Source organism: Desulfovibrio sp. (assembly GCF_034006445.1).
Classification (GTDB): domain Bacteria; phylum Desulfobacterota; class Desulfovibrionia; order Desulfovibrionales; family Desulfovibrionaceae; genus Desulfovibrio.
The window spans coordinates 589,284-613,095 of record NZ_JAVESS010000001.1; the positions used below are offsets into that span (position 1 = coordinate 589,284).

The window sequence follows — 23,812 nt, forward strand, 5'->3', positions numbered from 1 at the left end:
AGTTGATATTTTTTCTCAAGAACAATTTTTTTCGGCCTGTCACTTCATTCGCATCCTATATCTTCATGTATTATTATGATAAACGATATTTAGAAACTCTAAAAAAATACAGGTTTCCTATTGAGTATTTTATAAAAAATAACACTACATTAACGCAAAACAATGATTCAATTTTAACGGAACTCTTTTTTTAACACACTAAATACAATAATTAAAATTTTGCTCTTCACATAGTTTTTACTATCAGCAATTGGTAAAACAATGATGTCTCAGCCTTGACTAGCTTTATAAACTGCGTATATTCAAATCAGCTTTTGATAATAGCTTCTATTTACCGCCCACGGTTTTTCACTGCGTTCGTCAAATCTGCCAATGCACACCCGACGAACACGAGGCGATGCCGCCCTTTAATTGGCATCCAGCCTTGAGCAGGTTTCGCCTGCTCCCTATTTATCCCCTACTTTGGCCCGATTCGGGCAACCAACTTTCGCACTATTTTTGTGCGAACAGCTAGCCTTTTCGCTCGAGCTGTTTTTCAGTTCGCGAAAAAGTTTATTGGAGGCATCCATGCGTACTGTTACTATTACTCGTCCGGCGGCTTCGCAGCAGGCCCTTGTGCCAGCTGAACCCGATGCACGGATTGCTTTGACTTTTCCTGCTGACGAAGCAACCCTTGAGCGCTCTGGCAATGACCTTTTGTTCCGCTTTGACGACGGATCCAGCGTCCGTGTCGAAAATTTCTACACGGAATATACCAAGGACACTGCCCCCAGCTTTGAAGTTGACGGTCAGCTCGTCAGCAGCGCAGACTTTTTTGCCGCAATGGGCCCGGACCTCATGCCTGCGGCTGGCCCTGCCACCGCTGGGCGCGACAGCCACTACAGCGAATATGTTGACAGTAGCCTGCAAAGCGGCCTGGATCATCTTGATGGGCTTGACTATGGTTTTACCCTTGCCCCTGTCGCCGCTGAAAACCTTTTGAGTGCGCCGCTGGCCAACCAGACCCCGACTCTGAACACCGATGGCGAATTGATATCCATTTCACTCAAGGAATCCGGCTGGGTTAAAAACCCTTCCGGTAATTTTGTTCCCGAACCTGGCGTGGCTACCATGAGCGGCAGTTTTACTGCCAATGATCCTGATGGCGACACTCTCAGCGCTTCTGTTATCATTAACGGGGCGTCCTATGCCGTTAATGCCTTAGGCACCACCACCATCACCACAGATTACGGCACATTTACCATTACGCCTTCCAACGCCGGTTCAAATGTGACCTACAACTATACCTACACCCTGAACAATGAAGACTACGGCAACGCAGACTCGCTGAAACAGGGCGAAGTCCACACTGACAGCATTGTTGTCTCCATCACCGACGGCATCAATACCAGCATAACACAGCCCATCAATGTGATCATTGAAGGCACCAATGACGCGCCCGACATTGTCAGAGTTGATGACGTTACGCTGAAAGAAGACGGCGTTTTTGCCGGTAGCTACGGTCAAAAGGACACCACCAACGCGCTTGATCCCAATGAAAACGCTTCCACCCAGGCTGGCGGTATCGGGCCGGATCAACACAAAACAAGCATTGAAGGCCAGATCATCGCGCGCGATCCTGACCACGACAGCGTGCTGACCTACAGCATCACTGACAATTCTGGCAGTGCCATAGCTGTTGGCAGTGTTGTTGGCCTTGTTGATGGGACACTGCCTGTAACCGTCACGGGCATTGCGACTGACTCCAACAATCCCAACATCACCATCTACCATACTGAATATGGCGATCTCAGCCTTGATACGTCGTCAGGCAGCTATACGTTTACCCTTAGCGGCACTGAGGCCGGAGGCAAAACCAACGCCCTTGCTGAAGGCCAGAAAGTGCATTTGCAGTTCAGACCTTCCGTGCAGGACGAGCATGGCCTGAAAGACTTTGATGTTGACCACCTGCGTGACGGCAGCATCCCCGTGGGCGGCGACAACACCATTGACGTGAATATCATTGGCACCAATGACCGCCCGATTTTTACCGGTGATGCCGCCCACTGGAACAATGCCCAGATGCTGCCCGACGAAAATGGCGTGAACCAGGAAAGCATCAAGGAATCCGGCAAGGTCAACGATGCCAGCGGCGCCAATGACAACGTCAAGGTTACAGGCTCCATAGCCGCCACTGACTACGACAACGACGCGCAATTGCGCTATGGCTTCAAGGTGACGGACTCTTCTGGCCAGGAGGAGATGGTCAGCAAGCTTTATGTCGTGCCCAATGGTACTGACGGGTATGTTCTGCTCACCGAAGCGGACTTTCACGCGCTGAACACCACAGACTATTACGGCACGCTGAATATCACCACCAACAGCGCCACCAACAGCGCGTCCTATTCTTTTACCCTCAAGAACAGCTCCACCTGCGTTCAGGGCATGAACGAGGGCGACACAATGCTTGTGGAGGTTGAAGTCGTTGTTAAGGACGAATTCGGCGCATGGAATGACATTCCATTGAAGCTTCAAATCGTTGGCGCCAATGACGCTCCCTACTTTACTGATGGCAGCAAGGGCACTGTCAAGGAAAGCGGCGTGTACGCCCCCGACAATAATCTCTTCCCCAATCCCGCGGAAAATACTCCTACCACGGACGTCGGCGACGCCAATCTGACTGACCCCACCACACCCAATGGGGAGCACAAGCTGACCTTCTCCGGTCACGTCGAAGCCAATGACGTGGACTTTGGCGATAACGCCAAGCTGACGTATGGCATGGCCAATTCAAGCGGCACGCCTATTGCGGCGGCTGCTGACGGTTCAACCACTGTTTACTATCTTGCCGACGGCACCGTTACCGACCAGGTCCCCGGCGACAATTACTATGGCACTCTGAAAATGAATGCCGATGGAACCTTTGAATTCACGCTCAATGATGCCACTGGCGGCCCCGCTGACAAACTGAGCGAAGGCGAGCAAAAGATCATAACTCTTTCGCCCACGGTAAGCGACGGACAAGCCACCACCGTAGGCAATGGCCAGATTGTCATTACCGTTGTGGGCACCAACGACGTTCCAAAACTCACCATCACGCACGACAATACCGCCATGACCGGCGTCATTGGCGGCATCTTCCAGGATGACAAAACTGTCCAGGTAGCCACGGGCAAGCTGGCCATCCACGATATGGATGTGCTGGACATGAAAAATGGCCTCGACATCAAGGTAGAAAACACTGCCGCTCACGCGGACGGCATTGATCTGGCCAGCAGTACATCCGACAACACCATCAAGGTCAGCGGACTGTACGGTGACCTGTATGTTGTGCGCACCTCATCGGGCAGTGACCATACCGACGACACCTACACGTACCGCTATGTGATAGACCCCATACGCGCCGCCGCTGTGGGCAAAAATGAAACCAGTCAGGACGACTTCACCATCACCATCCGTGACCAGTTTGGCGCGTATGATGAAAAGCAGCTTATTTTTGAAGTGGTCGGCAGCGATGATCCCACCAGCACCGGGATTTCCGGCGGCCGTGGCATCGTTGTGGAAAACGGCGTTATGCCTGCCGGATTCGTGAGAGCTACCGACAGTCAGGACACTGTGTACAAGGCACAGTACCAGAACGAAGAAAAGGGACAGCCCGAATCCAAAGGCGAAATCTACGCCCACGATGTTGACAAGAGCGACCAGGAAGCCCTGAACAACCCCAGCGCTGATGCCACGATGCACTACGTTATTGTAGACGGCAACGGCGAACGTCATGACGTCAACACGCTCATGAGCGGGAAGGACTCCATCGAAATCGAGCTCAAATACGGAAAGCTCATTATCGAGCGCACCAAGGAGGACGGAGAACACGACAACACGCCCCCGTTCAAGTATACGTATGAACTCGACAACGACAATCCCGATGTGCAGAAGCTTAATTTCAATGAAAAGCTGACCGACGACTTTAAAGTGCAGGTGTATGAAACCGACGACAATCATGTCATCACAGGCCCGCCTGTGAACACCACGCCTGCCGACATCACAGTGCAAGGCACCAATGACAGACCTATCATTGACATTGGCACTCTTGATAAGTTGTCCATGGAAGAACACTACGACAAGAACGTCGACGGCAAGATCCTCAAGGGACAAATTGCCATTACGGACTATGAGGATGCCGGCACGTATGACCCGACAGACCAGACATGGCATTCTGAAGTTGTTTCTGCGGGTGACGGCTTTACTTTCTCGCTGGTCAAACTGCTGTCTGGAAAATCCGTTTCCAACGAGGCTTTGCGCGGTCCTGACCTTGGCGATGAAGCCAACTTTGACCTCAAAAGCGACACTTTTATTGTCCAGGGCACGTACGGCATTCTCGAAATCAATCAGCAGACGGGCGCGTTTACCTATACCCGCACCGATGATCTCACCTGGCTCAACAACAATGAAACCGCAGAAGACACCTTTTACGTGCGCGTAAAAGACCCCAATGGCGCATACTCCGAAGTAAAGCCCATCGTCATCACCATCAACGGCAATGACGATCCAGGCGTTCTCAAGGGCCATGAGGAGAGCATCAAGGAAGACGGCGTGGACGGCTCGGACCTGCCCAGCGAGACCTACTACTACCTGCATTATGACGGCACGAGCAGCCACGGGCATGTGCACCACCTTGGCGCTAACCACCCCGAAAACGGAAGACCTGCTGATACAGATTTTGTGGTCAAGGGGCAGCTCCACGTGGACGACCCGGACTTTTCAGACAGGCCAACTCCTGGTTCTGGCGTTTCTGATAAGTATACGTATGACGAACCGGCTGTGAGCTTTCCCGTTGCGGCTAAAGACGACGGCGCGAACATCGGCGACATCAGCGGCCCTGTTTCCGGCAGCGACGGATCTTCGGTTTACACCATCAACGGTTACGGTACGCTTACGCTCTGGCCGGACGGAAAGTACACCTTTGAACCGCTCATGGATGGCGACAAGCTCGCGGCGCCCATCAACCACCTTGCCATCGGGGAGTCCGTGGTCATAACCGTGCCTGTCACCGTAACCGGTTCGGGAAAAAATCACGCTGGCGAAACGACCAAAGATAACCTGGTGATCACTATCAATGGCACCAATGACGCTCCGGTGGTGACCTCAGAAACATCCGGCAGCGTTTCGGTGACCTACACTAACACCCTTACCGGGCAGGAGGTCACTTCCAAGTTCACTTTTGGCGAGCGAGGCGACCATGCCGTTGTTATAGACAGCGACGAAATGGCCCATTGGGATAGGACTAATGGTGGAAACCTTACGGTAAACGGATCGCTCCAATCGCAAAGTATCGTCAAGGACGTCGACCACGGCGATCAGAGCAGACTCGTCTTTTTTGCTGTTGACGGCAAAGCCACCACTGGAGAAGCCCAGGGCAACCTGGTGCAGGAGATTGTCGGCGAATACGGCACGCTTATTATCCAGCGCGATGGTTCATATCAGTATACCCTGGACAAGTACGGCGCTAACTACAAAAACCTTGTCGCCGGAGACTCTAAAGCCATTACGGAAGAAATCTTCGATGTCTATGTGCGTGATCCCCACAATGCCACGTCTGAAGAACCCATCAAGCTTGTCATCAAGGTGGCTGGCCCTGATGCGGATCACGGCGGCGGCTCGGGGACTCCTGTTCCCAATCCCGATCCGGGCGAGGGCGGCGGTTCGCATCCTGGCTCTGAGCTGAAAGATCAGCAGAACCATGTCACGGAAGATGATACGTATACTGCCACTGGCAAGGTGGGCGGCGACGGCTACTATGATGCTGGCCTCAAGCTGACGGGCTTTACGTCCTCTGATAGCGGAGACACGGGCGGCAAAGCCACAGACAATATGATTGTCACCAAGTACGGCACCATTACTCTCAAGCCAGACGGTACTTATACCTACACCCTGAATAACGACCACCCTGACGTGCAGAAGCTTCGTCAAGAAGACCATATAGTGCAGAAATTCACGGTTACTGCCAAAGACGGCACTTCAACGGTTATCGAAATCACCGTGAATGGCACCAATGATCTGCCCTTTGTGGTGAGTTCGTCCGACGGCAGCCTGACGCAAAATTCTGGCGGCATATGGGCCAATACTACCACGACCGGCAACTTTGAGGCCAAAGACCTAGATATGGTGGAAGGCCAGAACCTTATCCTCAAAGGCGACGGCGTTACGTCCACTGGCACGGATACCTACACAGTTCAGGGCCAGTATGGCGTATACACCATCACCAAGACGGTCGTTAACGGAAACTCGCATTTCGAGTATACGTACACGCTTGATCCCGCCTATCAAAATGACAACTTTGGCGGGCAGGTAGAGGATTCCGTGACCATCCAGATCAGCGACGGCAAGGCAAACGCGAACCACACGCTGAATGTCACCCTGGATGCCAAAAACGATGCCCCGGTAATCACCAAGGCTGACGATCTTAACGTCATTGAGGATAGCAAGATTATCAGCGACACAAACACGGTTTCGGCAACCGACCCTGATATGCCTTTCCCCGGAAGCGATGCAGATAAGCTTTCCTACAGCGTGGCCAACGCTGACGGCAGCGGCGAAGGATCCATGGTGGTTGGCAAGTACGGTGTTTTGGTTATGGGCGCTGACGGCAGCTATTACTTCAAGCTGAATAGTGCCAGCCCCGAGGTTCAGGCTCTGAACGGGGCAGATCCCAACGACCCGTCTTCGAAGCCTGAATCCATTAGTGAAAAATTCAGGGTCATCGTCAGAGACGACAAGGGCGGCGTCACCTACAAGGAAATCACTGTAGACATTCAGGGCACTGACGATATGCCCATGCTCTACCTCTACGGTGTGGACGGATCGCTTGCGGCAACCGGACCTGCCGGGTCTGGCGCGTTGCTTGTCGTCAAGGAAAAGCAGGGCGGTACTGACGCTGACTATACCGTGCATGGCAAGGCACTGGGGTATGATGCGGATGCGGACGACTACGACAACTTGAAGTACAGCATCAAGGATGGCGGCAGTAACGCAACCGAGGTCACAATATTCGCTGTCAAGACCGCCTCAGGCTGGGAAGTCACTTCAAGTTCTACTCCTGGCGCTGTGGAGATGGGTTCCCTGAGTATTAACGACACGTCAGGTCTCTATACCTTCAAGGGCAAGCCTGACGGCATCGCCAAACTTGGCGTTGGCGAGGAACTCAACATCCTCGGCACTGTTGTGGTTCAGGACACGCACGGCAATGAATCCACGGCCGACCTGAACATCAACATCATGGGCACCAATACCACGCCCATCATTGTTGATTTCACTGGTGATAAACATCCTGACTACACCGCCGATCCTCTGAACAAGGACGATTTTGATTTTGCGCAAAGCAGTGACGACAAATATACGCCGCTTACCGGTGAAGTTGTTACCCTTGACGCTGACGGCGATGCCACGCAGGTCTTCATCAGGGTGGAGGACTCCATACTTGGCGAGCGGAACGTCACCGAACTGGAAGGCAAATATGGCAAGCTGACGCTTACCGTAGATGCTAACGGCAAAACGCACTATGAATACAAGGTGACCAACCCCAACGCCATCAAGGCTCTGGGAGAAGAGGAAACTGACAAGGACACCTTTAACCTTGTTGTGCGCGACCCGTATGGAGCCGAAGGTACAGGAAGCCTCGTCATTGACATTATAGGCACTAATGACAAACCTGTGATTTCCGTGAATGGCGCGAACAGCACCATTACTGTCACAGATCCGGACACGAAGGATACGCATACCCTCACCATTATTGTTAACGGAACGGAACATGCACTTGTGGCGGATCCCAACAATCCAGCGCATTTTACATCCAACCTTCCTGATGGAAAGCTCACGCTGCTCTATGAACAGGCAAGCAACGGCGAAAAACAATGGAAGTACACCTTTGAACCTGATCCTTCCAAGACAGGCAGCATTCCTTCCACCGAAACCAAAGAATTTGATTTCTCGGTGAAGGTGACAGACCAGCATGGAGCCAGTGATACGTCGGACAACGTGACAATCAGCTACACAGGCACAAACCATGCGCCTGTGGGCCAGGATGTGACGCTGCCCCTGACCCTCATCAACGGCGTCATTCCGGCTGGAGACGTAATTCCGTTTCACAATGATCCCTTGTCCTTCAAAGACCAGGATGGCGATCACCTCAGCTATGTATTCAAAGACAGTCATGGCGCCGATGTCACGGTTTCCGGTTCATCAACTATAATAGATGGTGAATTTGGAACACTTGAACTTATCACCAACAGCACTGGCGATGGGTATGAGTACAAGTACACGATGTCCGACGATACGGCCGTGCTGAAAAAGCTGGCCGAAATGTACGCCAATGGCGAGGACGTGAAGGACGAGTTCCAGTACAAGGTCAATGACGGTGTCTGGACGAATAGCGATTCCGGCAAGGTTGAAGTGCACTTGAATGTCGATAACCACGCAAGCGGGCCTTTTGGTGATGAAAGCGCAACCAGCCCGCAGGTGGTCTTTGGCGGCAGCGGCAATGACGTGCTTCATGGCGGCTCCGGCAATGACATCCTTTCCGGTGGCAACGGCAACGACATGCTTTATGGCGGTCTTGGCGACGACACGCTCTTTGGCGGCGCCGGAAATGACTATCTTGATGGCGAGGCCGGAAAAAACGAACTCTACGGCGGCGATGGCAATGATGTGCTTGTGTTCAACGCCAACAACACCGTTATGGACGGCGGCGCCGGCATTGACATGATGATAGGCGCAGACAAGGATACGCTCGACAGCCTGTTCGCCAACCCTGCTGCCAATCCCGTCAAGAATGTTGAAATATTTGTGACGGATGGCGGCACAGGCCTGACCAGTCTGTCCAGCCTTGAAAGCCACGGCGTGGTTCTGAATGGTAATGAAAAAATTGAGCTGTCGTCAGACTGGAGCCAAAGCGCCAGCCAGACCCCCAGCAGCATGTCCAGTGACTATGTGGCCTTTACCAGCGACAATATGACCATACTCGTTGCCAAGTCCGCTCTGGCTGAAGGTATCGTGTAAACAGCCTAGACACACGCAAAGAACACGCGGGCCGTCACTTTTAGTGACGGCCCGCGCTTGTTTCTGCCAGCTTCTGCCGCACATCCCGCTCCATCCTCTTGGCACAGACACCTTGACCTTCCCACCCGTGCAGCTTATGATCCTGTGAATAAATACGGCTTTTTCAGCCCAACCCGTACCGGAGGCTTGCCGCATGTTTGGCATTGGCGTGCAAGAGTTGTTGCTCATACTGGTAGTTGTTCTTCTGCTTTTTGGCGCGAACAAACTGCCCGAAATTGGCGGCGGCCTTGGCAGGGCTATTCGCAACTTCCGGCGGGCCTCTTCTGAGCCTGATGAAATTGACATCACTCCAAAAAACAAAAAACCTTCCTCCACTGATGACGACCCCAGCCATAAAGCCTGAGTCCAGCCGGACATAAAGGATTTTGTCATGAAAGCAGAACAATTATCCGTATTTTTGGAAAACAGGGCCGGACGCCTGGCAGAAGTGACCCGCACACTGGCTGAAGCAGGCATTAATATTCGTGCTTTGTCGCTTGCGGACACTTCAGACTTTGGCATCCTGCGCATGATCGTTTGCGATCATGAAAAAGCCAAAGCCGTTCTTAAAGAAAAAGGCTTTACTCTCGGCCGCACCAGCGTTGTGGCTGTGGAAGTCTCTGACAGGCCCGGCGGCCTTGATGACGTGCTGCAACTGGTTTCGCGCAACGGCATAAATGTGGAATATATGTATGCCTTTGTCCAACGCGAAAACGAAAGCGCTGTCATGATCTTTCGCTTCGACAAAGTGGATCAGGCGGTTGAGGTGCTTCAGGCAAACAATTTCACCATTATTCCCGCCGCACGCCTCTGCGCCTAATAAATCCTGCTTTTGGCGAGCGCTCAGACGCTACGCCCTGCCACAATGTCATACAAATACCCCTTGGCCACAGCGCCGAGGGGTATTTGCGTTTCACAGAGCGCATCTGCATCCGTGCGCAAACGCCCCGCCACGCCCTGCATGTCACGTCAGCAATGCGGCATATCCGCCAGCGGCAGCATGGGGCACTTTCTTTGCAATTATGTACTCTTCGTAAACAATGCCGGGGCACAGGCCAAAGACATCCCCTGTTCAACCAGGTACTGCGCGTGTACCCTGCTAGAGCAGTTTACGAATGAAATGAGTTAAATGCTCTGCAAGGATTTTTCTGAAAATCCTTGCCACGAAATGCGAGTAGGCGGGCTTTTGCCTGCCGCACGCGAGCATTTCAAGTGTTAAATGCTCTAAGACCGCTGGCTTTTGAATCAGGTGGAGGACATATGGCTGCACAGTATATATTGGCTCTTGATCAGGGCACAACCAGTTCACGGGCAATCCTCTTTGACCACAACGCCAACATCGTTCAGATCGCGCAAAAAGAATTCACACAACTCTACCTTCAGGCGGGCTGGGTGGAACACAGCCCCAATGAAATTTTCGACTCACAAAGTTACGTTGTTCGCGAATGCTTGCGCAATGCACAGGTAAGCGGCAACGCCCTGGCAGCCATCGGGATCACCAACCAACGCGAAACCACCATTGTTTGGGAAAAATCTACCGGAGCGCCCATCTATAACGCCATAGTCTGGCAAGACCGTCGCACCGCAGCCTTTTGCGACCAGCTGCGGGCCGAAGGAAAAGCCAGGGTCATTCAGGATAAAACCGGTCTTGTCCTTGACGCGTATTTCTCCGGCAGCAAGATACGCTGGATTCTTGATACCATTCCCGGCGCCCGCGCGCGGGCTGAAGCAGGCGAACTTCTGTTCGGCACAGTGGATACATGGCTTGTCTGGAATCTCAGCAAGCGTGGGGCCCATGTCACGGATCCCTCCAATGCCAGCCGCACTCTGCTTTTTAACATTCACACGCGGCAATGGGATGATGAACTGCTGGCAATCATGGGCGTACCGCGTGCCATGTTGCCCGAAATTGTCCCCTCTTCCAGCATCACAGCGTGGACGCATCCTGAATTTTTTGGGCACGCCGTCCCCATTGCCGGCATTGCAGGAGACCAGCAGGCAGCGGCATACGGCAACGGCTGCATGAAAGAAGGCATGGCCAAAAACACTTACGGAACTGGCTGCTTTCTGTTGCTGAATACCGGCGAAAGGCCACCCACAAGCCAGAACAACCTGCTTGCCACAGTGGCGTGGCAAACAGACCGGGGCTGTTCTTACGCTCTTGAAGGCAGTGTTTTTGTGGCGGGTGCGGCTGTTCAATGGCTCCGGGACGGGCTTGGACTCATCAAAGACTCGTCCGAGCTGGAAGGGTTGGCAACCACTGTCCCTGATAATGGCGGCGTATATATGGTTCCGGCATTTGTGGGCATGGGCGCACCCTATTGGGATCAATACGCCAGGGGTACGATTGTCGGCCTGACAAGAGGCACCACAAGAGGCCATATCGCCCGCGCCGCCATTGAGGCCATTGCTTTACAGACGCTCGATATTATTGATGCCATGAAAAAAGACACTGGCATCAGCCTTACGACCTTGCGTGTGGACGGCGGCGCCAGCAGAAACAACATGCTTATGCAGTTTCAGGCCGACCTCACGGGAGTGGTGGTGGAACGCCCCACCATTACAGAAACAACGGCTCTTGGCGCTGCATACCTGGCGGGGCTTGCTGTGGAATTTTGGGAAAGTGAAGAAGCTCTTGCCCATAAATGGAAGCTCGATCGCCGCTTCACGCCCACAATGGCGCAAGACAAAAAAGAAAAAATGCTGCACCAGTGGCACCGCGCCGTTGCACGGGCCTCGCATTGGATAGAGGAACAGACGCCTGACCAAGCGCCATAGCGACGCATTGCAGGTACCTGCCCAAGCGCCAGCACCTCGCATTTTTGGTGCGCACACCTCTGCGGCATTGCAGGGTTTCTGACATCAGGGGCAATCAGCTTCACTCTGGTTCTTGACTTACCCCCGCCCATTGCGCTAGTAATGCTTTTCGCACGTACGGGCAGGGATAAAACCAGCCCCACGTCTTGCCGGGATGGTGGAATTGGTAGACGCAGCGGACTCAAAATCCGCCGAGGGCAACCTCTTGCGAGTTCAAGTCTCGCTCCCGGTACCAAAGAAATTAAGGGCTTGCAGAAATGCAGGCCCTTTTTCGTTGTTTTTTCTGCACCATCTTGCACCAAATCAACAGGCGGCATCAATTCGGCTGCTCTGGACTCCCCCCTGAGTAACGTGGGCATGGGTTTTGCCGCGGTCTGAACGCTCGAATTTGCACGGTCATTCTTCGCAAGGGGCAGCGGCATGCAGCACCGCCTAAGTCATATACAAAATTGTTTTAACATCCCGCTGATTTTACAAAAATGTCTTAATATCCATACCCTTTTCAAAATATTATCATGCAATTACAGATTATTATAAAAAAAACATCCTTGGAACACCTCTTGCTTAGGTATGTCCAGTAGCAAGCAGCGCGGCGACCATGGGGGTGCGTCGCGTCATGTACAGCCATACAGACAGTTCCAAGGAGGCTCCATATGTTCAAAAAAACGTTGGCGACGCTGGCTCTCATGCTCGTCATCCTGTGCGGCTCGCTGAACGCGAAGGCCGCGGACGACACCATCAAGGTAGGCATTCTGCATTCGCTTTCCGGCACCATGGCCATCAGCGAGACAACCCTGAAAGACGTCATGCTCATGCTTATTGACGAGCAGAACAAAAAAGGCGGCCTTCTGGGCAAAAAGCTGGAGGCCGTGGTTGTCGACCCAGCCTCCAACTGGCCCCTGTTTGCAGAAAAGGCTCGCGAACTGCTGAGCAAGGACAAGGTCGCCGCTGTTTTCGGCTGTTGGACCTCGGTTTCTCGCAAGTCCGTGCTGCCCGTGTTTGAAGAACTCAACGGCCTCCTGTTCTATCCCGTGCAGTACGAAGGTGAAGAATCCTCGCGCAACGTCATTTACACCGGCGCGGCCCCGAATCAGCAGGCCATCCCCGCTGTGGACTATCTGATGAACGACCTCGGCGTTAAGCGCTGGGTGCTGGCCGGTACGGACTACGTGTTCCCCCGCACCGCCAACAAGATCATTGAAGCTTACCTGATCTCCAAGGGCGTGAAAAAGGAAGACATCCTCATCAACTACACGCCCTTCGGCCATTCCGACTGGCAGTCCATCGTTGCTGAAATCAAAAAGTTCGGCAACGCGGGTAAAAAGGCCGCCGTGGTTTCCACCCTCAACGGCGACGCCAACGTGCCTTTCTACAAGGAACTCGCCAACCAGGGCATCACTGCCGCCGACATTCCTGTCATGGCTTTCTCCGTGGGTGAAGAAGAACTCTCCGGCATAGACACCAAGCCTCTGGTGGGCCACCTGGCCGCCTGGAACTACTTCATGAGCGTGGATAATCCCGCCAACAAGGCCTTCATCAAGAAGTGGCACGATTTCACCAAGAACCCCAAGCGCGTGACCAACGACCCCATGGAAGCCCATTACATCGGCTTCAACCTGTGGGTGAAGGCTGTTGAAAAGGCTCAGAGCACCGATGTGGACAAGGTTCTGAAAGCCATTGTGGGCCTTGAGACCCCCAACCTCACCGGCGGCGTGGCCAAGGTCCTGCCCAACCACCACATCACCAAGCCCGTGCTGATCGGCGAAATTCAGGCCGACGGCCAATTCCAGGTGGTATGGGAAACTCCTTCCGTGGTTCCCGGCGAAGCGTGGTCGCACTACCTGCCCGAATCCAAGGATCTGATCGGCGACTGGACCGACCCCATCAACTGCGGCAACTACAATACCAAGACCAAGAAGTGCGGCGGCGCTTCAAAATAGAGAACGTAACCGTCTGAAACCTGCTGCGGGGGCCTCAGTGGCCCCCGCGACCCTCCCCCACGGCACGTTGGTCGGGGCCAGCGCAGCGCTGTCCCGGCTGACCAGACTAAAGGATATTCCCATGCGCACGGCGCTCTTGCTCTGCTGCCTCGTAATTTTCAGTCTGCCTCCCGCAGTGCTGGCGTCCGGGCCGGAACCGGACGGCAATGCCGGGGGTGCGGTTTCTACTCCTTCCGCGTCCCCGGTGCAAACTTCGCCATCCATTCTTCCAGCCGATCTGCTCAAGACTCTCGTGAGCCCCAAAGTTGCGGACAGGGATGCGGCCATTGCCGCGCTGGAAAAGGATGACAACAACCTTGCCGCGCCACTGCGCGAAAAACTGCTGGAAGCGCTGCTGCGCAACACCCTGCTGGCCGATGCCGCTGCCGGAGCGCTTTTTGTGAGCGACGATGCAGGTCAGGCACGGCCCCTTGACGCCAGGGGCGAACTTGGCGTGCCCCAGTCTGCCGACAGTCTGCGCAAGGTGGGCACAAGCAACCGTCAGCGCCAGCGCATTACGGATATCCTCAACGCGCAGGCCCTTACCTCCACAGACACGGCCAAACGCCGTCAGGCATCGGCAGCCCTTATGGAGAGCGCCACCCCGCCCCTCGATGCGGAGGCCCTGCACAAACTGCTGGATGGAGAAAAGGACGAAACCGTGCGCGGCAACCTCAGCGCGGCCTTTGCCCTGTACGTGGCGGCTGACCCAGGCTCCGCGCGCTCCGAGCAGCTTGCCGCCGTCACGGCCCTGGACAGCAGCGGCAGCCCCGCCGCCCTCGACGCCCTGCGCACCCTTGCCGCATCATCTGACACGGCTGTGGCCAAAGCGGCGGGCGACGCCCTGTATTTCCAGCGTATTTCCGCCCAGTGGGCACAATTTTTTGAGATGCTCTTTTTTGGCACGAGCCTGGGTTCCATTCTTGTGCTGGCCGCCATTGGCCTTGCCATCACCTTTGGCGTCATGGGGGTCATCAACATGGCCCACGGCGAACTGATCATGCTCGGGGCTTACACAGCCTGGGGCATGCAGCAGATATTGCCGGGCCAGCCCGGGCTTGCCCTCATTCTGGCTGTTCCCGCCGCCTTTCTGGTCAGCGGCGGCATGGGCGTGCTTCTTGAAAAAACCGTTATCCGCTTTCTTTATGGCCGCCCGCTGGAGACACTTCTGGCAACATTCGGCATCAGCCTTGTGCTGCAACAGGCCGTGCGCACGGTTTTTTCGCCCCTGAACCGGGCCGTGCAAAATCCGGATTTCATGAGCGGCGTGTGGCAGATCACCCAGCATTTCAGCCTGACCTGTAACCGTGTGTACATCATCATTTTCTGCCTTGGCGTGTTTGCGCTCATCCATGTGGCCATGCACCGCACCCGGCTGGGGCTTGAGGTGCGCGCAGTATCACAAAACAGGGCCATTGCCCGCTGCATGGGCGTGCGGGCCTCGCGCGTGGACGCGCTGACCTTTGGCCTTGGCTCCGGCGTGGCTGGTATGGCTGGCGTGGCCTTGAGTCAGGTTTCCAACGTTGGGCCCAACCTGGGCCAGACCTACATTGTGGATTCCTTCATGGTGGTGGTGTTCGGCGGCGTAGGCAACCTCTGGGGCACGCTGACAGGCGGGCTGGCTCTGGGCATTGCCAACAAGTTTCTGGAGCCTGCCAGCGGGGCCATGCTCTCCAAGATCATCATCCTGGTCTGCCTTATCCTGTTTATCCAAAAGCGCCCGCGCGGATTGTTTCCGCAAAAAGGCCGTGCGGTGGAGGCGTAAATGGCGACCGACATCTTTGAACGCGAAAGGCTGCTCAACACGCCTACCCGCAATTTTCTGGCTGTCACCGCAGTGCTGTCGCTGGCCGTGATTGCAGGCAGCCTGCTGCCCGCAGGCAGCGCCTTGCACGTGCCGGGCTACATGGTCACCCTGCTGGGCAAATATCTGACCTACTCCCTGCTGGCGCTTTCCGTCGATCTGGTCTGGGGATTCATGGGGGTGCTCAGCCTTGGGCACGGGGCGTTTTTCGCTCTTGGGGGCTACGGCTTCGGCATGTACCTCATGCGGCAGATAGGCGCGCGCGGCGTGTACGGCAATGCCAATCTTCCGGACTTCATGGTTTTTCTGAACTGGAAGGAACTGCCCTGGTTCTGGCAGGGCAGCGAATACTTTGTGGTGGCCTTGCTGCTTGTGGTGCTGCTGCCAGGCCTGCTGGCCTATGTGTTTGGCAGGCTGGCCTTTGGATCGCGGGTTTCGGGCGTCTATTTTTCCATCATGAGTCAGGCCATGACCTATGCCCTTCTGCTGGCTTTTTTTCGTAATGAAATGGGCTTTGGCGGCAACAACGGCCTTACAGACTTCAAGACCTTGCTGGGCTTTGGACTGCAGACAGACGGCATGCGCACAGCCCTGTTCGCCTGCTCCGCCGTGGCTCTCATGGCTGGCTACATCCTGTGCAGGGCTGTCACGGCATCGCGCCTTGGACGCGTGTGCGTGGCCGTGCGTGATGCGGAAAGTCGCGTGCGTTTTATCGGCTACAGGGTGGAGCGGTATCAGGTGGCGGTGTTCACGCTTTCCGCCGTTCTGGCTGGTATTGGCGGCGCTCTGTATGTGCCGCAGGTGGGCATCATCAACCCCGGTGAATTTTCTCCCCTCAATTCCATTGAAATTGTGGTCTGGGTGGCGCTTGGGGGCCGTGGGCGGCTTTATGGCGCGGTGCTTGGCGCATTTGCCGTCAATGCCTTTAAAACGTGGTTTACGGCTGTCATGCCCGAAGCATGGCTGTTTGCCCTTGGTGGCATGTTTGTGCTGGTGACCGTCTTCCTGCCCCAGGGTCTGGCTGGTTTGCCTGATCAGTGGCGCAACCGCGCAACGCCAGATTCCCCTGCCGATTCCGCCAAAGAAGGAGCCGCAGCATGAAGACCCAGCAGGATATTTTGCACGGGCGCAGCCTTGACGACGTGGCCGAAGCTGCCCGCGTCTACGAAGAAACGCACCCCCCCTTTGACAAGCGCCCCTTGAAGTTGCGTGCCCGGCCCCCGCGCCACATGATGTCCAAGCCGGACATCGCGCTGTACATGGAAAAAATCAGCGTGAGCTTTGACGGTTTCAAGGCGCTCAATGACCTGACTTTCTATGTGGACAAGGGCGAGCTGCGCTGCGTTATCGGCCCCAACGGCGCGGGCAAGACCACCATGATGGACGTGATCACCGGAAAAACCCGGCCTGATGCCGGTTCCGCATGGTTTGGCCGCACCTGCAACCTGCTGCAGATGGATGAGGTCGCCATCGCCCAGGCCGGCATTGGCCGCAAGTTCCAGAAGCCCTCAGTGTTCGAGGCCCTGAGCGTGCTGCAAAATCTGGAACTGGCCCTGGCTGGCGACAAAAGGGTATGGCCCACGTTCCACGCGCGGCTCTCTGCCGACGATAAAGTCTTTATTGAAGAAGTGCTGCACCGCATCCGTCTGACGGAACTGGCCCGTTTGCAGGCAGGCAAGCTCTCGCACGGGCAGAAACAGTGGCTTGAAATCGGCATGCTGCTCATGCAGAAACCGCAGCTTCTGCTGCTGGACGAACCCGTTGCGGGCATGACGCCTGAAGAAATGGACCGCACCATCGATCTGCTGCACGACCTTGAAGGCGAACAGAGCATCATGGTGGTGGAGCACGACATGGAATTTGTGCGGGCCATTGCCCACAGGGTCACGGTGTTGCATCAGGGCAGCGTGCTGGCCGAGGGCACCATGGACGAGATGCAGAACCACCCAGCCGTGGTGGAAGCCTATCTGGGTGAACCGCTGGGCGCTGCCTAGATGTAGTTTTCCAACAGGTTGTTCTGCATGGCCCCTAAACGGCCCCTGGTCAACCGCTGGCCAATCCTGGGTGGACAGTCGCTGGCAGTCTTGGGCAAACCACCGCTGCAAACAGCCAATTTTCGAGCCCCATGCTCCAGGAGGAGCGTAATGTTGCATATCACAGGTCTTAACCAGTTTTATGGCGAAAGCCACATCCTGCGCGACGTCAACCTCGCGTTGACAGCCGGTTCGTGCGCCTGCCTCATGGGGCGCAACGGCGTGGGCAAAACCACGCTGCTCCAGTGCATCATGGGCGTGCTGCCCGCACGTTCCGGCCATATTTTTCTTGAAAAAACGGACTTGCTTCCTCTGCCTGTGGAGCGCCGGGCAGCCCTGGGCATCGGTTATGTGCCGCAGGGCCGCCAAATTTTCCCCTTGCTGACCGTTCGCGAAAATATGGAACTCTCGCTGCCCATGCGCAAGGATAAGGCCAGGGACATTCCTCCGTTCATCTTTGATTTTTTCCCCGTGCTGGGCGAAATGATGCACCGGAGAGGCGGCGATCTTTCCGGCGGCCAGCAGCAACAGCTTGCCATTGCAAGGGCGCTCACGCTGGAGCCGCGCCTGCTCATTCTGGATGAACCAACCGAGGGCATTCAGCCCAATATTGTGCGCGACATCGCCACAACCATCCGCAGGCTCAACGAAGAAATGGGCCTCACCGTGCTGCTGGTGGAACAAAAAGTGCCTTTTGCCCGCCGCATGGCAGATACCTATATGATTATGGATCGCGGCCACATCGTTTCGCAGGGCGACATGCGCGGCCTTGACGACGCCACGGTCAAAGCCTTTCTGAGCGTTTGATTTTCACTGCGGAATCCAGGAGCAACTACATGTCTGCCGCCACCGTAAACCCTGCCAACAATCTCCACGGCCACTGCTTTACGCCTGACCGGCGCTGGAGCGCGCGCATGGATCTGGATTTTGCGGTGCGGCAAGGGCGTACCGCGCTGGCAAAAATGCAGTTCAGCGGGCCCTTGCGTGTACAGCGGCCATTCTATCCCGAAGCAGCGCCCACGAATGCGCCGGGTCGGGCGCAGGCATCCCAACCCTGCCACTGCTGCCTGCTGCATCCGCCTGGCGGCCTTGTGAGCGGCGACGACCTGAACCTTGCCGTGCGGCTGGAGCAAGGCGCACACGTATTGCTCACCGCCCCCTCGGCCTCCAAGTTCTACGCTGCGGATGCGCACAACGTGGCCCAACGCCAGACCACAGATCTTACAGTTACAGGCGGTATGCTGGAATGGCTGCCGCGTGAAACCATCATCTATGACGGGGCGCGGGCCGAAATGCGTACATCGGTGGAGCTGGACAATGCCAGCGCCTGCATTGGCTGGGAAATGATCTGCCTTGGCCGCCCTGCCGCCAATGAACGTTTTACCCACGGCAGCGTGCGCCAGAGCCTCATCCTCACCCGCGGAGGTCTGCCCCTGCTGCATGAGGTGCTGCGCTTTGTAGGCGGCGATGCCCTGCAAGAATGCGCCTGTGGCCTTGGCGGTCAGGCGGTTTCCGCCACCCTCTTTGCCGTGGGGCGCGGAGCGGGTACGGGCGACACTACAGATGCCGCCGGACATGACCTCGCCGCGCTGGAAGCCTGCTGCGCCGCCCTGCAGGACCTGCTCTCGCCCAGCCGCGACTTTGATGCTGCGCCAGACGATGCGCTTGGCAATACTCATGGCGACACTCCAGGTGGCACTCCAGGTGGCGCTCATGATGCTGTGCCTTGCGGCCAAAGCCCTGCTGCTGGCGGCAGTTCCGTTCAGGCAAGGCCTGTTCCCCTGCCTGCCCACATGGGGGAGAGGGCCGGAGCCACTGTGCGTGGCGAGGTGCTTGTGGTGCGTTATCTGGGTCCGGACATGGAAGAAGCGCGCAACCTGCTGCTGACGGCCTGGAATATGCTGCGGCCAGCGCTGACCGGCTGCCCGCCGCACATGCCGCGCATCTGGTACGGAGCTTTTTAGGGCATTTTCACTTTGAAACTGTGTTAAATGCCCTAACGCTGCACCACGTGCAGCGCGCCACATCGTGGCGTGGATTTTGCCGAAAAATCGCATTTTTCGGCAAAAAGACAAATTGAAATGTGTAGCATTTCAAAGGTTATCTGGTCTGAAAAAATTTGCAGCCAAGTTGTGACCACACTGTTTTACTGTTTGACGAAATTAGTGCGGCGTGCCGCGTACACTGGAGGCATCATGGAACTTCTGCCCAGAGAAAAAGACAAGCTGCTGCTTTTCACCGCCGGATTGCTGGCGGAAAGGCGCAGGGCTCGCGGACTCAGGCTCAATTATCCCGAGTCTGTGGCCTACATCAGCCTGGCGGTGCTTGAAGGCGCGCGCGACGGGCAAAGCGTGGCCGAACTCATGGGTTCGTGCCGCAACCTGCTCACGCGTGAGGACGTCATGGACGGCGTGCCCGAGATGATCCACGAAGTGCAGGTGGAGGCCACCTTTCCTGACGGCACCAAGCTTGTGACCGTACACGACCCCATTCTGTAGTCAGGGCCGGGCACTAACAACCCGCAATGGCAACCCGCACGAACACACAAGGGGGGCACATGATTCCCGGTGAAATCCATATGGCAGAGGGCGACATAACCCTCAACGCACTTTCGGAAGGACACGAGGTGGTGCTGGAAGTTTCCAATACCGGCGACAGACCCATTCAGGTGGGTTCGCACTATCATTTTTTTGAAGTAAACCCGGCTCTGACCTTTGCCCGCGAATCAGCGCGCGGCATGCGGCTGGACATACCCGCCGGAACAGCCGTGCGCTTTGAGCCGGGGCAGAAACGCGAGGTCCGCCTCGTGCCTTACGCCGGAGCCCGCCGTGTGTTCGGCTTTCGCGCCCAGATCATGGGGGCGCTTGATGCCGAAATCCGCAGGGAGGAAAAAGCATGATCCGCATCCCCAGAAGCCAGTATGCCGAACTGTACGGCCCCACCACGGGCGACCGAATCCGCCTTGCGGACACGGAACTGTGGATTGAAATTGAGCGCGACCACACCGTTTATGGCGATGAAGTCTGCTTTGGCGGCGGCAAGGTCATTCGCGACGGCATGGGCCAGAGCCAGATCAGCAATGCTGACGGCGCTATGGACACCGTCATCACCAATGCCGTCATCATGGATGCGGCCCTTGGCATCATCAAGGCTGATCTTGGCATACGCCATGGCCGCATCGCCGCCATCGGCAAGGCGGGCAACCCCGATGTGCAACCCCATGTGGACGTGATCATCGGCCCCGGCACGGAGATTATCGCTGGTGAAGGCTGCCTGCTCACCGCTGGCGGCATGGATTCGCACATCCATTTTATCTGCCCGCAGCAGGTGGAAGAAGCCCTTGCCAGCGGCATCACCACCATGCTTGGAGGAGGCACCGGCCCTGCCACGGGCACCAACGCCACCACCTGCACTCCCGGCCCCTGGCATCTGGAGCGCATGTTGGCCGCCACAGACGCGCTGCCCATGAACTTTGGTTTTCTGGGCAAGGGCAATGCCGCCATGCCCGAGGCCCTGCGCGAACAGCTTGAGGCAGGCGCTTGCGGCCTGAAACTGCACGAAGACTGGGGCACCACCCCGGCCGCCATTGACACCTGCCTTACTGTGGCTGACGAATACGATGTGCAGGTCGCCATCCATACCGATACGCTCAATGAGGCGGGCTTTGTGGAGGACACGCTGGCCGCGTTCTGTGGCCGCACCATCCACACCTACCACACGGAAGGCGCAGGTGGCGGTCACGCGCCCGACATCCTGCGCGCCTGCTCCCTGCCCAACGTGCTGCCTTCGTCCACCAATCCCACCCGGCCCTATACGGTGAATACCGTAGACGAGCACCTGGACATGCTCATGGTTTGCCACCATCTCAACCCCTCCCTGCCGGAAGACGCGGCCTTTGCCGATTCGCGCATCCGGCGCGAGACCATTGCCGCAGAGGATATCCTGCAGGATATGGGCGTGATTTCCATGATTTCGTCCGACTCGCAGGCCATGGGCCGCGTGGGCGAGGTCATCACCCGCGCATGGCAGACCGCCCACAAGATGAAGGTGCAGCGCGGCCCCCTGCCCGAAGACCACGGGCACGGCAACGACAATTTCCGCGTACGCCGGTATCTGGCAAAATACACATGCAACCCTGCGGTAACCCACGGCCTTTCCCACGCCATCGGCGCCGTGGCCCCCGGCCTTCTGGCCGACCTCGTGTTGTGGAAGCCCGCCTTCTTTGGGGTCAAACCCTCGCTGGTCATCAAGGGCGGGCAGATTGCCGCCGCGCCCATGGGCGATGCCAACGCCTCCATCCCCACGCCGCAGCCCATGCACTACCGGCCCATGTTCGGCGCATTGGGCCAGGCTGCGGCTGCCGCCAGCCTGAGCTTCGTTTCGCGCGCCTTTATGGAAAACGGCGGCAAAGAGCGGCTGCGCGAGATGGGGCTGCTGCGCGGGCTTTCCCCATGCCGGGGTACGCGCGCCCTGTGCAAGAGCGACCTTTTGCTCAACTGCGCCACTCCGGCCATTTTTGTGAATCCGCAAACATATGAAGTCCGCGCTGACGGTGAAATACTCACCTGCGCTCCGGCGGAGGTGCTCCCGTTGGCGCAACGGTATTTTTTGTTCTAGAAAGTGTCGTCACAAATGCTATTCAACCGGAATAAAAGGCGAAATTTTACGCATAAATAAGCGGAAAGACGATCATGACAACACTATCTAGCCATACTGTTCAAACCATGCCCAAGGCTGGTTCAAATCTTGTGCATATACACAAATTGAAGGAGCGGCCATGCTGGAATTTACCGAAAACATGGGTCAGCGAACCAATCTGGAGCCTACGGTCACCCTCACCCTGACCTGGGAGCAGCGCGGCAAATGCCGCCAGCGGCTGCGGCTGGACAGCGGCGAAGACGCAGGCCTGTTTCTCACGCGCGGGCAGGTTCTGCGCGAGGGCGATATTCTGCGCGCCGGGGATGTGCTGGCAATTGTGCGCAACCGCGCGGAACCTGTGGTGACCGGCATTGCCCCCAACTGGGAAACTCTGGCCCGCGCCTGCTATCACCTTGGCAACCGCCACACCGCCATGCAGCTTGGCCACAAGTGGCTGCGCTTTATGCCCGACCACGTGCTTGAAGAACTGGCGGAAAATCTGGGTCTGCGTCTGCGCCGCGAAAATCTGCCCTTTGAGCCCGAAGGCGGCGCTTACGGCGGGCACGGGCACAGTCATGGCTGAACTGGCGGTTGGACTTGCGACGGATCTGGCCTCCGAGCCGCCGCTTACTGTAAAAACGCTGGCAGACGGAACCTGCCGAGTTCAACAGTGCGCGATGCAGGGACAAGCGGAAGATCTGTCAGGCCAGGCCGGTCCGCATGATGGCCGGACCGGTGGCTACTCGGCATGGCAAGGGCCGCACCTTGGTCTGACAGCCCTGCTCTATCTGTCGGGGCAATCCCTGCCTGTTGGTGGTTTTGCTTGGTCGCAAGGCCTTGCTGCCGCCGTGGAGCGGGGACATGCAGGCACTGCGGAAGGCGTGCGCCGCTGGCTTTGGGGCGTGCTGCGGCTGGGCTTTGCGCGCAACGATCTGCCCCTTCTGCTGCGTATGCATGCGGCAGTATGCAGCGCCGATGCCGATGCGCTGGCCCGCTGGAACGCTCTTATGCTTGCCGGGCGTGAGAGCCGCGAACTGTGGCAGGAAGAAATTCAGATGGGGCGCGCCCTGCGCCGTATGTTGCATGATCAGAACATGCTGCCGCCCTGGCCGCTGCCTGACGCTGCGGGGTACACGGCCTGTTTTGCCGTTGCCGCCGTCATGCTCGACCAGCACGCACGCAGCATGGAGCCGTATTGCGATGCTGCCGCGCAGCAGCGCGCCGGGCTGGACGCGGCCTGCGCCTATGTGTGGAGCTGGCTGCAAAACCAGGTGGCCGTGGCCTGCAAAACCGTGCCTCTGGGCCAGACCGCCGCGCAAAAACTGTTGCTGGAGTTCATGCCTGCCGTGCCGCAACTGGCGGCTCAGGCAGCGGCCCTGCCCGATGAGGGCATCGGCTCCAGTCTCCCCGGCCTTGCCCTGTGCAGCGCCGGACACGAACGACAATATACCCGACTTTTCAGGAGTTGA

The 23,812-nt window shown here is 56.6% G+C and carries 15 protein-coding genes and 1 tRNA gene; all 16 read left to right on the top strand.

The features are described from left to right. Positions 1–567: 567 nt before the first annotated feature. The 16 genes from RBR41_RS02495 (at position 568) to RBR41_RS02570 (ending at position 23,812) form a co-directional block, all read left to right on the top strand. Positions 568–9,033, top strand: a complete 8,466-nt coding sequence (locus tag RBR41_RS02495; RefSeq protein ID WP_320350745.1) for a VCBS domain-containing protein — start codon at positions 568–570, stop codon at positions 9,031–9,033. A gap of 193 nt (positions 9,034–9,226) precedes the next feature. Then, positions 9,227–9,436, top strand: a complete 210-nt coding sequence (locus RBR41_RS02500) for a twin-arginine translocase TatA/TatE family subunit (RefSeq protein WP_320350747.1) — start codon at positions 9,227–9,229, stop codon at positions 9,434–9,436. Between the two features lie 27 nt (positions 9,437–9,463). Then, the gene (locus RBR41_RS02505) at positions 9,464–9,892 is read left to right on the top strand and encodes an ACT domain-containing protein (RefSeq protein ID WP_320350749.1); all 429 of its coding nucleotides are present in this window, start codon (positions 9,464–9,466) and stop codon (positions 9,890–9,892) included. Between the two features lie 440 nt (positions 9,893–10,332). Continuing rightward, entirely contained in the window at positions 10,333–11,850 is a 1,518-nt protein-coding gene (gene glpK, locus RBR41_RS02510) for a glycerol kinase GlpK (protein WP_320350751.1), read from the top strand. 187 nt (positions 11,851–12,037) lie between these two features. Further along, positions 12,038–12,124, top strand: a tRNA-Leu gene (locus RBR41_RS02515). A 451-nt stretch (positions 12,125–12,575) separates the two neighbouring features. Continuing rightward, positions 12,576–13,829 (top strand): urea ABC transporter substrate-binding protein, encoded by a 1,254-nt coding sequence (urtA, locus tag RBR41_RS02520; protein ID WP_413785125.1) that lies wholly within the window; start codon positions 12,576–12,578, stop codon positions 13,827–13,829. 121 nt (positions 13,830–13,950) lie between these two features. Continuing rightward, positions 13,951–15,633, top strand: a complete 1,683-nt coding sequence (urtB, locus tag RBR41_RS02525; RefSeq protein ID WP_320350756.1) for an urea ABC transporter permease subunit UrtB — start codon at positions 13,951–13,953, stop codon at positions 15,631–15,633. Next, positions 15,634–16,773 carry an urea ABC transporter permease subunit UrtC gene (urtC, locus tag RBR41_RS02530; protein WP_320350758.1) on the top strand — a complete coding sequence of 380 codons (1,140 nt, stop codon included), beginning with the start codon at positions 15,634–15,636 and terminating at the stop codon, positions 16,771–16,773. After that, a complete protein-coding gene (urtD, locus tag RBR41_RS02535) occupies positions 16,770–17,666 on the top strand; it encodes an urea ABC transporter ATP-binding protein UrtD (protein WP_320350759.1) in 897 nt (298 codons plus the stop codon). The genes urtC and urtD overlap by 4 nt, the downstream gene beginning before the upstream one ends. 150 nt (positions 17,667–17,816) lie before the next feature. After that, positions 17,817–18,512, top strand: a complete 696-nt coding sequence (gene urtE, locus RBR41_RS02540) for an urea ABC transporter ATP-binding subunit UrtE (RefSeq protein ID WP_320350760.1) — start codon at positions 17,817–17,819, stop codon at positions 18,510–18,512. Between the two features lie 29 nt (positions 18,513–18,541). Beyond that, the gene (locus RBR41_RS02545) at positions 18,542–19,669 is read left to right on the top strand and encodes an urease accessory protein UreD (protein WP_320350761.1); all 1,128 of its coding nucleotides are present in this window, start codon (positions 18,542–18,544) and stop codon (positions 19,667–19,669) included. A gap of 231 nt (positions 19,670–19,900) precedes the next feature. Then, positions 19,901–20,203, top strand: a complete 303-nt coding sequence (locus RBR41_RS02550; RefSeq protein WP_320350762.1) for an urease subunit gamma — start codon at positions 19,901–19,903, stop codon at positions 20,201–20,203. A 59-nt stretch (positions 20,204–20,262) separates the two neighbouring features. After that, positions 20,263–20,604, top strand: coding sequence for an urease subunit beta (locus RBR41_RS02555; protein WP_320350763.1), 342 nt, complete (start codon positions 20,263–20,265; stop codon positions 20,602–20,604). Continuing rightward, the gene (gene ureC / locus RBR41_RS02560; protein ID WP_320350764.1) at positions 20,601–22,322 is read left to right on the top strand and encodes an urease subunit alpha; all 1,722 of its coding nucleotides are present in this window, start codon (positions 20,601–20,603) and stop codon (positions 22,320–22,322) included. The genes RBR41_RS02555 and ureC overlap by 4 nt, the downstream gene beginning before the upstream one ends. Before the next feature lie 160 nt (positions 22,323–22,482). After that, positions 22,483–22,926, top strand: coding sequence for an urease accessory protein UreE (gene ureE, locus RBR41_RS02565; protein WP_320350766.1), 444 nt, complete (start codon positions 22,483–22,485; stop codon positions 22,924–22,926). Continuing rightward, positions 22,919–23,812, top strand: coding sequence for an urease accessory protein UreF (locus tag RBR41_RS02570; protein ID WP_320350767.1), 894 nt, complete (start codon positions 22,919–22,921; stop codon positions 23,810–23,812). Before ureE ends, RBR41_RS02570 begins: the two co-directional genes overlap by 8 nt.